At 44.8% G+C, this 15,485-nt stretch carries 13 protein-coding genes; 11 read left to right on the plus strand and 2 right to left on the minus strand.

Annotated elements, in window-relative coordinates:
* Positions 1-7 precede the first annotated feature (7 nt).
* From hutI to IHV80_RS09645, 5 genes are all read left to right on the plus strand, one after another.
* Positions 8-1,258 (plus strand): imidazolonepropionase, encoded by a 1,251-nt coding sequence (hutI, locus tag IHV80_RS09625; protein ID WP_192888882.1) that lies wholly within the window; start codon positions 8-10, stop codon positions 1,256-1,258.
* Positions 1,245-2,291 carry a formimidoylglutamase gene (gene hutG, locus IHV80_RS09630; RefSeq protein WP_192888883.1) on the plus strand — a complete coding sequence of 349 codons (1,047 nt, stop codon included), beginning with the start codon at positions 1,245-1,247 and terminating at the stop codon, positions 2,289-2,291. The genes hutI and hutG overlap by 14 nt, the downstream gene beginning before the upstream one ends.
* Before the next feature lie 108 nt (positions 2,292-2,399).
* Positions 2,400-4,094, plus strand: a complete 1,695-nt coding sequence (hutU, locus tag IHV80_RS09635) for a urocanate hydratase (RefSeq protein ID WP_192888884.1) — start codon at positions 2,400-2,402, stop codon at positions 4,092-4,094.
* 14 nt (positions 4,095-4,108) lie between these two features.
* The gene (gene hutH, locus IHV80_RS09640; RefSeq protein ID WP_032501161.1) at positions 4,109-5,641 is read left to right on the plus strand and encodes a histidine ammonia-lyase; all 1,533 of its coding nucleotides are present in this window, start codon (positions 4,109-4,111) and stop codon (positions 5,639-5,641) included.
* 226 nt (positions 5,642-5,867) lie between these two features.
* Positions 5,868-6,593 (plus strand): DUF3581 domain-containing protein, encoded by a 726-nt coding sequence (locus tag IHV80_RS09645; protein WP_010438254.1) that lies wholly within the window; start codon positions 5,868-5,870, stop codon positions 6,591-6,593.
* A 127-nt stretch (positions 6,594-6,720) separates the two neighbouring features.
* Here the strand turns inward: IHV80_RS09645 and IHV80_RS09650 are convergent, their stop codons facing one another.
* Together IHV80_RS09650 and ydiJ are read right to left on the minus strand one after the other, a co-directional pair.
* Positions 6,721-7,182 (minus strand): methyltransferase family protein, encoded by a 462-nt coding sequence (locus tag IHV80_RS09650; RefSeq protein WP_192888885.1) that lies wholly within the window; start codon positions 7,180-7,182, stop codon positions 6,721-6,723.
* 67 nt (positions 7,183-7,249) lie between these two features.
* Positions 7,250-10,285: a D-2-hydroxyglutarate dehydrogenase YdiJ gene (gene ydiJ, locus IHV80_RS09655; RefSeq protein WP_192888886.1), complete on the minus strand. Its 3,036-nt coding sequence runs from the start codon at positions 10,283-10,285 to the stop codon at positions 7,250-7,252.
* Between the two features lie 221 nt (positions 10,286-10,506).
* Here ydiJ and IHV80_RS09660 point away from each other — a divergent pair, with 221 nt between their 5' ends.
* From IHV80_RS09660 to IHV80_RS09685, 6 genes are all read left to right on the plus strand, one after another.
* On the plus strand, positions 10,507-11,190 hold the full coding sequence (locus IHV80_RS09660) for a DUF3334 family protein (RefSeq protein WP_192888887.1): 684 nt from the start codon (positions 10,507-10,509) through the stop codon (positions 11,188-11,190).
* Positions 11,191-11,398: 208 nt separating this feature from the next.
* A complete protein-coding gene (locus IHV80_RS09665) occupies positions 11,399-12,088 on the plus strand; it encodes a DUF2786 domain-containing protein (protein ID WP_029223537.1) in 690 nt (229 codons plus the stop codon).
* A gap of 114 nt (positions 12,089-12,202) precedes the next feature.
* On the plus strand, positions 12,203-12,871 hold the full coding sequence (locus IHV80_RS09670; RefSeq protein ID WP_065111151.1) for an OmpA family protein: 669 nt from the start codon (positions 12,203-12,205) through the stop codon (positions 12,869-12,871).
* 157 nt (positions 12,872-13,028) lie between these two features.
* Entirely contained in the window at positions 13,029-14,159 is a 1,131-nt protein-coding gene (locus tag IHV80_RS09675) for an SEL1-like repeat protein (protein WP_192888888.1), read from the plus strand.
* Between the two features lie 165 nt (positions 14,160-14,324).
* Positions 14,325-14,513: a hypothetical protein gene (locus IHV80_RS09680; RefSeq protein ID WP_017078672.1), complete on the plus strand. Its 189-nt coding sequence runs from the start codon at positions 14,325-14,327 to the stop codon at positions 14,511-14,513.
* A gap of 369 nt (positions 14,514-14,882) precedes the next feature.
* Positions 14,883-15,290, plus strand: coding sequence for a SulA-like leucine-rich domain-containing protein (locus IHV80_RS09685; protein ID WP_192888889.1), 408 nt, complete (start codon positions 14,883-14,885; stop codon positions 15,288-15,290).
* Positions 15,291-15,485 lie beyond the last annotated feature (195 nt).

Here is a 15,485-nt window from a genome sequence, read left to right on the forward strand (position 1 = left end):
GGTGATTATGAATTTGATCCTCAAAAACGCACGAGTGGTCTCCATGAGTTCGGGAACCGATGGTTATCAGCCGTCTTCCCCTCAAGATATCGTTATCGAGAACGGTAAGATCGTGTCCATGTCTCGTTCAAATCACGAGGTACTTGCTTCTGAGTTAGAGCAACCGAACATTGATGATTCTTTGGATTACGTCACCTATGACTGCAAGAACAAGCTAGTAACACCGGGATTAATTGATTGCCACACTCACCTCGTATTTGCGGGTAATCGTGCCAATGAATTTGAGCAGCGTTTGAATGGTGTGTCTTACACCGACATCGCCAAGCAGGGCGGCGGCATTCTAGCGACAGTCACCGCGACACGCGTAGCGCAAGAGTCTGAACTGGTTGAAATGGCTTTGCCTAGACTCGATGGCCTAATAAGAAGTGGCGTAACCAGCATCGAAGTAAAATCTGGCTATGGTTTAACACTTGATGATGAACTCAAGATGTTACGCGCTGCGAAAGCGTTAGAGAATCATCGCCGAATTAAGATCACCACAACTCTCCTTGCAGCACATGCTGTGCCGCCCGAATACAAAGAGCAACCGGACAGCTATATTGATCTGGTTTGCCAAGAGATCATCCCTAAAGCGGCTGAACAAGGCCTAGCCGATGCTGTTGACGTGTTCTGCGAATCTATCGGCTTCAACCTAGAACAAACCGAACGTGTATTTGCAGCAGCCAAAGAACATGGGCTCGCGATTAAGGGCCACACAGAACAGCTTTCTAATATGGGTGGCAGTGCGCTTGCAGCAAAATACGGCGCACTCTCTGTTGACCATGTTGAGTACCTTGATGAAACCGGAGTCAAAGCGCTGGCTGAATCAGGCACAGTTGCCACCTTGCTACCCGGCGCTTTCTATTTTTTGAAAGAGACTCAGCAGCCGCCCGTTGCCCTACTTCGTGAGCACAACATACCAATGGCGATCGCGACCGACCTCAACCCCGGCACTTCTCCCTTTGCTGATTTAACACTAATGATGAACATGAGCTGCACTCTGTTTGGCACGACGCCTGAAGAAGCACTGCGTGGCGTGACTTGTCATGCTGCGGCTGCCATTGGCGGCTCACAAACCAAAGGCAAAATCGAAATCGGTTATGCCGCAGATTTGGCTATCTGGAATATCGACCACCCTGCTGACTTAAGCTATCAAGTCGGTGTTCCTCATCTGCATAAACGCATTGTTAACGGCGAGGTGTGTCATGACTCAATCTAAGTCCAACGGCATTCAAAAGAACGCAACAGCCGTACATAATTTTGTATGGACGGGACGCAATGATCTTGAAGATGGCGAACTTAGCACACGTGTACATCACATTACCAAACAAGTGCAAAGTAGTGATTTAAGTAACGAGCTTACTGATAGCGCTATCGCTTTGATTGGCTTTGCTAGCGATGCAGGTGTGGCAAGGAATAAAGGACGCGTAGGCGCGAAACAAGCACCTAACCTGATTCGTCAAGCGTTGGCGAATATGGCTTGGCACAGTGACGCTTATATCACGGATCTTGGTGATATCGAGTGCAATGATGGCCAGCTCGAAGTCAGCCAAAAACAGTGTGCTTCTGTTATTGCTAATGCTTTATCAACAAACAAAGTGATTACCCTTGGCGGTGGTCACGAAGTCGCTTGGGCATCTTTCCAAGGCCTAGCTGAGCATTTACATAAAGCGAAACACCTAAATAAAATTCAATCTGAGCACAAACCTAAAATAGGCATCGTTAACTTCGATGCTCACTTTGATCTTCGTGAATTTGAAAGCGACATTGCTGATGTTAAACCCAGTTCAGGTACACCTTTTAACCAGATAAATGACTACTGCCACAAGCATCAGTGGCAGTTTCATTACGCTTGTCTTGGCGTTAGTGCAGCCAGCAATACCAAAGCACTGTTCAACAAAGCCGACCAACTGAGTGTGTGGTATGAACACGACCGCAACATGACCCAAGTAAACCAAATCGCTCAATTGGTTAAGTTGCAAAAATTCATCGCTGAGTGTGATTACCTCTATCTCACCATTGATCTTGATGTTTTCCCCGCAGCTACAGCGCCGGGCGTAAGCGCACCAGCAGCAAGAGGCGTGAGTTATGAAGCGCTCGCTCCTTTTCTAGAACAGATTTTCAAACACAGTGAAAAACTCATTATCGCGGACATTGCGGAATATAACCCAGACTACGACGTCGATGGCCAAACGGCTCGATTAGCGGCACGTTTGTGTTGGGACATAGCCAGTGCAATGGCCAGCGACTAATCCAGCTATACCGATAACTACAACTACAACTACAACTACAACTACAACTACAACTACAACTACAACTACAACTACAACGATATAACGTGAAACAGAAGGAATTCCAAAATGACGGAACACCACAACAGTGACCCTCGTCTCGACACGACTCGCGAAATTCGCGCACCTCATGGCACCACTTTGCGCGCTAAATCTTGGTTAACAGAAGCACCACTGCGTATGCTGATGAATAACCTAGACCCTGATGTGGCAGAACACCCACATGCACTGGTTGTGTATGGTGGTATTGGTCGCGCTGCGCGTGATTGGAAATGTTATGACAAGATTGTTGAAGTATTAGAACGTTTAGAAGACGACCAAACGTTGCTTGTTCAATCAGGTAAACCTGTGGGCGTGTTCCCAACTCATAAAAACGCACCTCGCGTACTGATCGCGAATTCTAACCTTGTTCCACACTGGGCGAACTGGGAGCACTTCAACGAGCTCGATAAAGAAGGCTTGATGATGTACGGCCAGATGACAGCAGGTAGTTGGATTTACATTGGCTCACAAGGCATCGTTCAAGGTACTTACGAAACATTTGTCGCTATCGCGAAGAAGCACTTCCAAGGCGAAGCAAACGGTAAGTGGGTTCTAACAGGTGGCCTTGGTGGTATGGGCGGAGCTCAGCCTCTTGCGGCAACTATGGCTGGCTTCTCAATGATCGCGGTTGAATGTGACGAATCACGAATCGACTACCGCTTGCGTACTGGCTATGTAGACAAAAAAGCCACCAGCATTGATGAAGCGATGGCAATGATTAAAGAATCAGACACGCCAATTTCTGTTGGCTTACTTGGTAACGCAGCAGACGTATTCCCAGAGCTTGTTGAACGTAATATCACGCCAGACGTAGTGACTGACCAAACCTCTGCCCACGATCCACTGAATGGCTACTTACCGCAAGGTTGGACGATGGAGAAAGCAGCTCAAGAGCGTTTAGTTGATGAAGCAAAAGTGGTGAAAGCCGCTAAGCAATCAATGGCTATTCAAGTACAAGCGATGCTAGATCTACAATACCGCGGCGCTGCGACCGTAGATTATGGTAACAACATTCGCCAAATGGCACTGGAAGAAGGCGTGGAAAACGCATTTGATTTCCCAGGATTTGTTCCTGCTTATATTCGTCCTCTGTTCTGTGAAGGCATCGGTCCATTCCGTTGGGCTGCCCTATCTGGTGACCCAGAAGACATCTACAAAACAGATCAAAAAGTAAAAGAGCTGATTCCAGACAACCCACACCTGCACAACTGGTTAGATATGGCACGTGAACGCATTCAGTTCCAGGGCCTACCAGCTCGTATTTGTTGGGTTGGCTTGAAAGATCGTGAACGTTTGGGCCAAGCATTCAATGAAATGGTTAAAAATGGTGAACTGAAAGCACCCGTTGTTATCGGTCGTGACCACCTAGATTCAGGCTCAGTAGCGAGCCCGAACCGTGAAACAGAAGGCATGATGGATGGATCAGATGCCGTATCAGATTGGCCTCTATTGAACGCCCTTCTAAATACTGCAGGCGGCGCAACATGGGTTTCTCTGCACCATGGCGGTGGCGTTGGCATGGGCTTCTCACAACACTCAGGTATGGTGATTTGTTGTGACGGTAGCGAAGATGCATCACAACGTATTGCTCGCGTACTTCACAACGACCCAGCAACCGGCGTTATGCGTCATGCTGATGCGGGTTACGATATTGCCAAGCAGTGTGCTAAAGAGCAGAAGCTTGATTTACCAATGCTAAACAAAGAACTTCGTCGCCTTTAATGTCTGGAGAAAACATGTTGAATTTATTACTTAAACCAGGACTTCTAGGCCTACCAGAACTTCGTAAGATTAGTCGTAGCCCTGTGAACTTATCACTCGATCCAGCAGCAATTCCTGATATTGAAGCGAGCATGCACGTTGTCGAACAAGTGATTGCTGAAGATCGCACTGTGTATGGGATCAATACGGGTTTTGGCTTGTTAGCAAATACCAAAATCGCCCCTGAAGATTTAGAAGTACTACAGAAAAGTATCGTGCTTTCTCACGCAGCGGGCATTGGTAAATTCATGTCGGATGAGACTGTGCGTTTGATGATGGTGCTCAAGATTAACAGTTTGTCTCGTGGTTACTCTGGTATCCGACTCAAGGTCATCAACGCTCTTATCGATCTAGTGAACGCGCAGGTTTACCCGTGTGTACCACAAAAAGGATCAGTTGGCGCTTCTGGAGATCTCGCTCCTCTTGCACATATGAGTACAGTTCTACTAGGTGAAGGCCAAGCTCGCCACAACGGCAAGATCATAACAGGCTTAGAAGCAATGCAGATCGCCGGCTTAGAGCCTATAACGCTAGCACCTAAAGAAGGTTTGGCGCTGTTAAACGGTACTCAGGCATCAACTGCATTTGCATTAGAAGGTCTTTTCGCAGCAGAAGACTTATTCGCGTCTGCAACCGTGTGTGGTGCAATGTCTGTTGAGGCAGCGCTAGGTAGTCGTCGTCCATTTGATCCTCGTATTCACCGCGTTCGTGGTCATCGTGGCCAAATGGATGCAGCACTTGCTTACCGCCATATGCTTGATCAAAAGAGCGAAATTGGTGAATCACATACTTGCTGTGAAAAGGTTCAAGACCCTTACTCGCTGCGTTGCCAACCTCAAGTGATGGGTGCGTGTTTACAGCAGATTCGCAACTCAGCAGAGACGTTAACGATTGAAGCGAATGCCGTATCCGACAACCCGCTTGTTTTCGCTGACGATGGCGACATCATTTCGGGCGGTAACTTCCACGCAGAACCTGTCGCAATGGCAGCCGATAACCTTGCACTAGCGATAGCTGAAATCGGTAGCTTGTCAGAGCGTAGAATGGCGTTGTTGATTGATAGTGCGCTAAGCAAACTTCCACCTTTCTTGGTCGATAACGGCGGCGTGAACTCGGGTTTTATGATTGCTCAAGTAACGTCTGCAGCACTCGCTAGTGAGAACAAAACCTTGGCTCATCCGGCGTCAATAGACAGCCTGCCTACTTCTGCAAACCAAGAAGACCACGTCTCAATGGCTACCTTTGCAGCTCGTAGGCTTAGATACATGGCTGAAAACACCCGTGGGATATTGGCAGTAGAATATTTAGCAGCGGCACAAGGGCTAGATTTCCGAGCTCCGAATCTATCTTCTCCTCGTGTGGAAGAAGCGAAACAGATTCTGCGTGAAAAAGTCAGCTTCTACGACAAAGACAGATATTTTGCACCGGATATTGAACAAGCTAACCTGTTGCTCAAATTGTCCGTTCATAATCACCTAATGCCAGAAGGTACTTTGTGTAGCTTTTAAAGCAAAAACATTCTGAACAACACCCATTAGAGTGTCATATAAACAAGGGCTATTAATTAGCCCTTGTTGCATTGAGCCAAAGGCCATATCTCCCTTAAAATCGTCACATACCATCCAACGTATTTATCTAATTGACTGATATATAAGCAAAGTTAACTGGATAGACCATTAGAACGAAGTTAGTTAGCTATAATCCACCCCAGATTTGATGACTAATAGCGATACTATGTTTCTGACACCTTACTTTTCTACTGAAGACAATCAATTTCAATTCACTCGTGAACAGGCTAGCCACTTTGCTAAAAAAGTAGCCGCTGACTTCAACCCAATTCACGATGAAGACAACAAGCGCTTCTGCGTGCCTGGCGATCTTTTGTTTGCAGTACTGCTGCAAAAAGAAGGCATCAGCCAAAAAATGCGTTTTGATTTTTCAGGTATGGTGGGTAACGGTATTGCGCTTAGCGTTGACAACAAGTGTGAGAAAGAAAGCTCACTGGTTGACGAAAAAGGCAAAGAGTACCTACACATGTCTTGTGAAGGTGAAAAGAGCCACGATCAAGCATTCATTGAGCACGTAGTAACAAACTACGTTAAGTTCTCTGGTATGAACTTCCCACACATCATGGTTCCTCTTATGGAAGAGCAACAGATGATGATCAACTGCCAACGCCCTCTTGTTATTTACGAGAGCATGGAAGTTGAATTTACTCGCCTAGACCTATCTCACCCAGAAGTTGAATTCTCTGGTGCAACTTTTGATGTTGAAGGCAAGCGTGGCATCGTGACACTAAACTTCGATTTCAAAGAAGATGGCGAAGTTGTCGGTAAAGGCGTGAAACGCATGGTAGCAAGTGGCCTTAAGCCATACGACCAAGCTTCTGTCGACGACCTAGTAAACCGCTTCAACGAACGCAAAGAGATGTTTCTAGCTCAGTTCGCAGCTGCTGCTTAATCAGCATCCTTATTTACACCACGTGATGTAAATAACTCTAGAACAAGATCAATAAAGCCCAGCTTGATAATCTCAAGCTGGGCTTTTTTATTTCGATTCCGTTTACATCAAGCTACTCAATCCAGGCTTAAATCCAGCGTCTAACCTTTTGTTTGTAATCAACATATTCCGCACCGAATAATTGCTCTAGAGCGCGCTCTTCTGGCTTAATTTGGAACTGAGTCATGTAAATCACGAATACAAAGCTAAGCAAAACACTGAACAGGTTTTGGAAGAAGTAACCGAAGCAAAACAGTAGGATGAATAACCCTAAATACATTGGATTTCGTGTGTAGCCAAAAATGCCGCTGTCCACGACTGACGAGGCGGTTTCGACTTTGATCGGATTAACGGTGGTTTTCTGTTTTCGAAACTCCCATATGCCTGATATTCCAATGATGCCACTCAATGCAATCCCGATACCGAGCACAACCATTCCATAAGGCAGTGCCAATGTCCCTAGGCTCAACTCCTGAGCGCAGAAGTACGAGGCTATAAATACAATAATGAATAGTGCGACGGGTGGTACTTTTAACTCTAAAAATCTCATAGCTTTCCTTATTAACAATTCCATTGTTAGTTTAGAAAAAAGCCCAGCAATTGCTGGGCTAAATGTATTAAAGAATTTTGATTAGCGCCTGTAATGGGTGGGCAAGCTTCTCACCCTCAAAACGCTTCACTTGGCTTCGACAGGAATAACCCGTCACTAAGCAACGCTCTTTCGGTAAGTCTTGCATCCTTGGCTTCCAACTTAAACCATATATATCTTTCGACATTTGTAGCTTATCGACTTCGTGTCCGAAAGTGCCCGCCATGCCACAACAGCCAACAGGAACGCTGGTTAACGCAGCGCCAAAATGTTTAAAGATAGCGCCCCACTCTTTTTCAGCGTTTGGCATTTTGGTTTTCTCAGTACAGTGAGCGAACAAGTACCACATCTCTTCACTTGCAGAACGCGCTTCAAACCCACCTAGTGATGGTAGCAACCATTCGTGCACTGTTAACACATCAAAGTCTCCGCGCTTGTCAGCCAAGATCTCGACGTATTCATCGCGATAACAAAGCACAAGTGCAGGATCGACGCCCACCAAAGGAATACCGATATCAGCAACCATCGACAAGAAATCAGCAGTTGATTTCGCTTCACGCGCAAAACGACTTAAGAAGCCTTTGATATGCAGTGCTTTGCCATTTGGTTTAAACGGCAGTAATACCGGAGTTTTGCCAAGCTTTTGAGCCAGAGTGACGAAGTCTTCAACCACCTCGGCATCATAGAAACTCGTAAATGGATCTTGAACGATCAACACATGCTGCTTTTTCTGCTCAGAAGAGAGCCCTTCTAGATATTGAAGATCGAAGAGTTGCAGCTCTTTGCTTGCCAAACGATTTTTCAGCGTAGGCACCGACATCAATGGTGCATCGACATAACCCACCGTTTTCGCAGTTGCCGTTTGTATCCATTTTTGACCCAATGCAGCGTTCACTACTTTTGGCGCTTTCGCCATTAATGGCAACATGGTTTCAATGTTCGCCACCAAGTAATCTTTTGCTGGGCGTTGGTAGCGCGAGTAATAGATATTTAAGAATCGTGAACGGAAACTCGGCACATCGACTTTAATCGGACATTGGCTCGCACACGCTTTACACGCAAGACAACCGTTCATCGCTTCGTGGACTTCATGAGAAAAATCGTATTCATGGCGTTTGTTCATTGTGTTACGAACACGTTCCACCATGGTTTTAACCGGAGTATTGTCCTTCAGCGCTTCTTGCTCTAAATCGAGAATATCGACGCCTTGTTCCGTTAACTGGCGCAACCACTCTCTTACTAAGCCTGCGCGGCCTTTTGGTGAATGACGACGGTCAGCAGTAACTTTCATCGAAGGACACATTGGCGAGCTAGTATCGTAGTTGAAGCACAAACCGTTGCCATTACATTCCATCGCTTGTTTGAAGCTATCACGAACTTGTACGTCGATCTGACGGTCATAGAAGCCACGCTTGGTATCGGTGACTTTCACCAATTCTGCGTCGCTTTCTAATGGCGTACAGATCTTGCCTGGGTTCATCTTGTTGTGCGGGTCAAACGCGGCTTTAACTCGTCTTAACTCAGTAAACAGCTCTTCACCAAAGAAGTCAGGGCCATACTCAGAACGGAAACCTTTACCATGCTCACCCCACATTAAGCCGCCGTATTTAGCCACCAGCTTAACCACTTCATCAGAGACTTCGTGCATCAGTGCTTCTTGCATTGGGTCACACAGATCAAGTGCCGGACGCACGTGTAACACACCCGCATCAACGTGACCAAACATGCCGTAGTTCAACTCTTTGGAATCGAGCAGGACTCTGAATTCAGAAATGAAGTCCGCCAAGTTTTCCGGTGGTACACAGGTATCTTCAGCAAAAGCGACTGGCTTAGCTCGGCCTTTCGCCGCACCTAACAGACCCACCGCTTTTTTACGCATATTGTAGATTCGGCCAATGCTCGCTAAGTCGCTGCACACTTGGAAGCCAATCACACCCGCTTCTTCAGTTTCCACCATGCTTTCAAGTTGTGCAGTCAGCGCTTGAACTTGTTGTTCAACTTCCGCTTCGTCTTGGCCTGCAAACTCAACCATGTTGATGCCAAGCATCTCTTTATTTGGAACATCCATCAGTAGGTCGCTCACGGTGTGCCAAACAATGTCTTGCTTCGCTAGGTTCAATACTCTTGAATCGACCGTCTCTACTGATAACGCTTTAGCTTCTACCATAAACGGAGCATTACGTAGCGCTGAATCAAACGTGTTGTATTTCACGTTAACCAGTGTGCGCGCTTTTGGAATCGGCGTTAGGTTCAGCTTTGCTTCCGTAATGAATGCTAATGAACCCTCTGCGCCACACAGGACACGAGTAAGATCAAAGCTATCATCTTCTTCGTTAATCGCATTCTTTAGGTCATAGCCCGTAAGAAAGCGGTTTAACGGAGGGAATTTGTTGAGGATTTGATCGCGCTTATCTCGACAAACGGCTTCAGTTACTGCAAGTGCATGGTGAGCGAATTCACCTTCAGCAGGCAAACCGTGTGATAAATCGGATTCGAGACATGAACCATCTGCGAAGACCGCTTGCAGCGACAACACATGATCAGAGGTTTTGCCGTACTTCAATGACCCCTGACCAGAAGCATCGGTATTGACCATGCCACCTAAAGTTGCTCGGTTACTGGTTGAAAGGTCTGGAGAGAAGAAGTAACCGTAGGGACGTACAGCATCGTTCAATTGATCTTTAACGACACCAGACTGAACTCTCACCCAGCCCTCTTTTTCGTTAATTTCAAGAACGTTATTCATGTGTCGTGACATGTCAACAACGACACCTTTCGTCAAGGATTGACCGTTAGTTCCGGTACCGCCACCACGAGGTGAAAAAGTCACTCGTTCGTAAGCGGACTGAGCGCCCACTTTACCGATCAAAACAACATCGTTTGTTGTCTTAGGAAGAATGACCGCCTGCGGCAATTGCTGATACACACTGTTATCAGTCGCCACGGCCAAACGGCTCGAATATTGAGACTCAATGTCGCCAGTAAAGCCCGCTATTTTTAGTTCATCTAAAAAGCGTACGACAACTGGATCGACATCAGCATTGAGTTGAAGTCTTGGTAACATTTGCTTCCTGCCCCTACTTCGCTGATCCTATCAGCATTGGGTTATCTGAGATTTTTAATAATTTTCTTTGAATTTCGTCACTTTACTACTATTAAGATCATATAAAAAGATGATCAAATCAGAATCTGAATGCAAGAATGGAGAAATAGTCACTTTCGTCTTAATTCAGTCGCGATATACTGAATAACATTTTGTTAAGACATCTCCATGAGCACATAACAATGAAAAAAAACAAAACAGTCACAACTGAAGATATTCTTCTTAAGCTATGCCAATCAGTATCAAGCGTACTCACTTCAGCGACGGCTTCTCAGGTGTCCTATTCAGCTATGGTGCAAAAGATTAACAAGACAAGTCTGAAGCCAGACTTTGGTTGCTTCGTTTTATTTGACGGCGGCTTTTCTGGTCTTGTTGTTATCAATTTTACGTCTAAAGCGGCGCTAGAGATCTATACCAATTACATGCGTAACATGGGCATGCCAGAAGATGAGCTCGCAGTGCTTCACACGTCTGACGAAGTGGGCGATGTTTTGGGCGAGTTAATGAACCAGTTGGTTGGTGATTTCACGAATAAAATTCGCAAGGAACTGCAAACTAACATCACGCAGAACCAACCGAAAATGCTGGCACTGAACAAGCAAGTGAACCTTTCAGTTGATACTAACCTCGATCGTCCACAAGCTCGTCGTGTGACTTTCTCAACTGCAAACAACAACATCTTCTATCTTGAACTTGCAATGGATAAAACGGAATTCATCCAATTGGAAGAATTTGAAATCGCTGAAGACGAATGTCCAGATAGCATTCTTGAAGCGACTCAGAAAAAAATGCAAGAAGCGAACAAACCAGCAAAAAGCTCAGGTAACGATGCAGCAGCAGATCTCCTCGATGAACTTGGGATCTAGTTTGCTAAAGCTCTAGCCATAATGACAAATTGTGTCACTAACGCCATCAATGCTCTTGATGGCGTTTTTTATTGCGCCTCAACATTGCCTTCCACACTCCCATCAGTGCCCTTTTAATACAATCCAAACCAGTTTGGGCTTTCTGTTATCTGACAAAACATGTAAAATGTCGGACTTTTCAAAATTTGCGGTAATGATTAAGTAGTCGATGGATAAGAAAAAAGCCCTAAAGAAAATAGCCAAGTGTCTTGAGCTTGGAAATTCAGCGAACGTCAACGAAGCGGCCAATGCAATAAAGATGGCGCATAACTTGATGCTGAAATATGGTCTCGAGAAAGACGATATTGAATTTATCAAAATGGGGAAAACTCAATCCAGTCACCTGTTGCCGGCAAATATCAGCTCTACTCTGTTGCGCGTTATTCGTGGTATCAATACTAAGTTTGGCGTAGAAGCCGTGTTACTGAACCACAAAGGCCTTAAGCGTGTGGAATTCATTGGCGAAGCCGACCGCGCGATCTTTGCTGCCTTTGCTTTCGACATCATTTATCGTGAATTGAACGAGCATACTGGTCAATTCAGAAACAGCTTTGCAGGATCAGGTACAGGTTCACTCGAAGTCACTCGTCGCGTAAATTCTTACGTTTCTGGCTGGGTAGAAGGTGCGCTTGAAAAGTTGCCAACCATTACCCCGGACGACGAGTCAAACAACAAAATCAATAACTACATTGATAAAGAATTTGAAAATATTGACCGTGAAACATTCAAACAACAACTAAGAGAAGCGATGAAAAACCTCACAGCTGACTACGAAGTTGGCTTGAAAAAAGGTCGCAAGTTGTCTGTTAATCGTCCAGTTGGCGGTGCCCAAGCAGTTAAAAAGATAACTAAATCATAGTGCCACTTTACATTGCTTCAACGTATTGATAAAAACCATCATTAAGACTTACAGGACTAATTGTTGTCATTCGTTACTTATATGTTTGACAGAAGTACATGATGGAGAAATACGTTGAAAAAAATCACACTAGCCCTAGCGCTTACTGTCGCTCTAACGGGTTGTCAGGCAACTCAACGCCAAAACGCTACAACTGGTGAATCTGAGACTAACTCTGCAACTCAAGGCGCTCTAATTGGTGCAATCGCCGGTGCCGTTGCTGGTGCTGCTACTGGTGACAACTCTAAAGATCGTGGTAAACGCGCACTGATTGGTGCGGCAGGTGGTGCAGCTGTTGGTGGTGGTATTGGTTACTACTTTGATCGACAAGAAGCAGCACTTCGTGAAGAGTTAATGAACTCTGGCGTTCAAGTAGAGCGTGTTGGTGAGAACCAACTTCTACTTCGTCTAGAAAACGGCATTGGCTTCGAATCAAGTTCTTACGCTTTAGAATCAAGCATTCACAACACACTTCGCGGTGTTGCTCGTATCTTAGTTGAATACCCAGACACTAGCCTAGTCATCGAAGGTCACACTGACAGTACTGGCAGCGAATCATCGAACCAAATCCTTTCTGAGCGTCGTGCTGAATCTGTTCGTGCATTCTTGATCTCTCAAGATGTTGCAGCAGGCCGTGCCATTGCTCGTGGTAACGGTGAACGTTACCCTCTATGTGACAACAACACGTCTCAAGGTCGAGCTTGTAACCGTCGCGTAGAAATTCAAATCTTGCCGCTTAAGTAGCACGATTAAAGCCCAGTTACCTTTATCTATTGAATTAACCACTATATAGTTGCTTGTCAGTCGTATGGCTTATTTTAAGCGTTACGTTTTAACACTCAGCCACATAGCGTATTCATACTGATACATCGGCACTGGGCTTTTTTACGAGACTTATCTTTTGCTTATCTTATCCAACTTCCGGTCATCGGCACTTCTTAGAACTCTATTTCTAGCCCTAGTATTTTCCACGATACAATTGTTCATCCCACATTTCGTTCATGCTGAAAGCAGTGCTGAACTTTCATTAGATTCACAACCTCAAGAGCTACAACCTCTAGACTCAACGTCTCAGTATCAATTAGCCCAATCGTATGAACTGGGTACTAACGTGCCTAAAAACATCGATGATGCATTTTATTGGTACTCGCAGTCAGCGGACAATGGCAATGCAGATGCGCAATTTAGACTGGGCGAATGGTACTTGGCGGGGACAAGCGTAGAGCAGGATAACAAACTGGCCTTGGAGTGGTTCATCAAAGCGGCGCTACAAGGTAACAAGCGTGCTCCCAACGAGGTGGCAAAGATCTATGAATCCTCACTTGATAAAAAGCTACTGCAACCGTTAGATTCAGCGCAGTTATGGTATGAAGCGGCCTTAAAAGACAATCCTGATGCAGAAGAGGGGTACAATCGCGTTCTGGAAGCACAATTCAACCAACAGCGTGCCAAACAAATCTCTTCGATTGAACAGCTCAATGACGACATCGACACAGAAACCAACACAAGTCAGGAGTTACCTGATCAACAACGACCTAATCAAGGGCTATCAAGCTTATCCCCTTCCGTTCAGCCCTATAATGGCCAAGCGACAAGCTCTAATCTAACAAGCTCTGACTATATGATTGGCGCAGTGCTGGCCGTTTTGATTGCAATAGCAAGTATCAGCGCGACTCTAGTTATCTCGCGAAAGAGACAGGTTCTGAAATCTGGTGAGTTGAATCAGCAGCAACAAACACTTGAAGCACAGCTTAGCGCCAAAGATTTCACTATTAAGCAACAAAAGCGCCAGCTTCAAACCATCTATAACGAATTGAATAAGCAGAAAAACAACAAAGGTCTGAATGCTTTGCAAGTAGCCTGCGCTCTATTTGGGTACACACCTAGCTCTATTCCTGACCAAAAAAGCATTAAGATTCGATACAAACAGCTCTCTAAAATCTATCACCCTGATGGTCATGGATGTGACGAAGAAATGAAACGTTTGAACAATGCGCTAAAAACCATCTTACAAAATGTTACAAAACCGTAAACAACCACACATATTCATTTTCCAAGATCGCAAAGATACCGATTTTATTAGTGTTGCAATCGATCCCCCTCTCAAAAACGGGTAACAAACTATTAACTAATGGGTCTTACTTGTGTCATAATTTGCGCCGAAAATACACCTGACTTAAACAGGTGAGGAGAAAATATGTTCACAATAGAAGGCGTTTGTGATTGGTGCAAAAAGCCAAGCCTAGTAAAAAAGCACGACTACCTAGATGGTAAGTGTCATCATGCATGTAAAGAGTGCAATGATATTGCAACCATTGATGTTCGCCAGTTCAATATTGGTGAAATGGAAATGAGAACAAAACTCTCCCAAGCGACACTGAGATAAGTAACACCGTTGAAATATAAGAAAGCGCCTAAGGCGCTTTTTTTGTATCTGAGACTTATCTTCTTATCTTCTTATCTTCTTATCTTCTTATCTTCTTATCTTCTTATCTTCTTATCTTCTATACAGATGTATACAGTACTTTTCTGTAAAAACCACTGTATACACCTGTATAGAAATCACATTTTTTCAATTTATGAGACAAAATAGAAAAATCAGTCAAATTCAATTTTCAATTAAATATCAACAACTTAAGTAAAAATCACTTACTCCATTGCAAGAAAACGACCAATAATCCCACAAAAACCGCTTGATCTTATAAGTAACAAAAACTACTGTATACACATACAGCATGCATATAAGGACAGCAAAATGATTCAAGCACACGTTAAAGCCCAACACTCTAGCCCGCTAACTCACTGCGCATTTACATCCGTCTCTCGTGAAACAAAAAGTTCAAACGAAGAAGCGTTGTTTGCCAAAATGGCGTTGCTGTCCAATCAACATCAGTGGTTACTGTTTACGGCTCAAACACCAAGACCATCGGCTAAACAGCTGCAGCAACATAATGTTTGCTGTGATCGTGTTATTCACATGAAAGCCTCTAATCAAATGACAGAAGTAGAAACCGTCGAGAAAGCCATTCGATCTAAGAATGCGAGCGCGATTGTTGCGAGTGCTTCGATTGATCAATTCAGTCAGCAATACCTAAGAACATTAGGAATGCGCTTTCAGTGTGAAGTCTTCTTTATTGATGCCAATTCAGAGCGTATTCACTAGACCACCTTGCTTAATAACATTTTGGCTCAAAAACATAGCCCATAAACATAGCTTAATCTTTTAGCTAACAAACTTAAGTTAACTTGACAGCATAGCTCCAAAACACAGTCCAAATATACTGCCTTCCCCTGCCCTACAATTCGCCAATTTTTTAGCGGATTGTTAGGCGGGGGTTTTTATTTGATCAACAGAATT

This window comes from Vibrio bathopelagicus (assembly GCF_014879975.1).
GTDB lineage: Bacteria > Pseudomonadota > Gammaproteobacteria > Enterobacterales > Vibrionaceae > Vibrio > Vibrio bathopelagicus.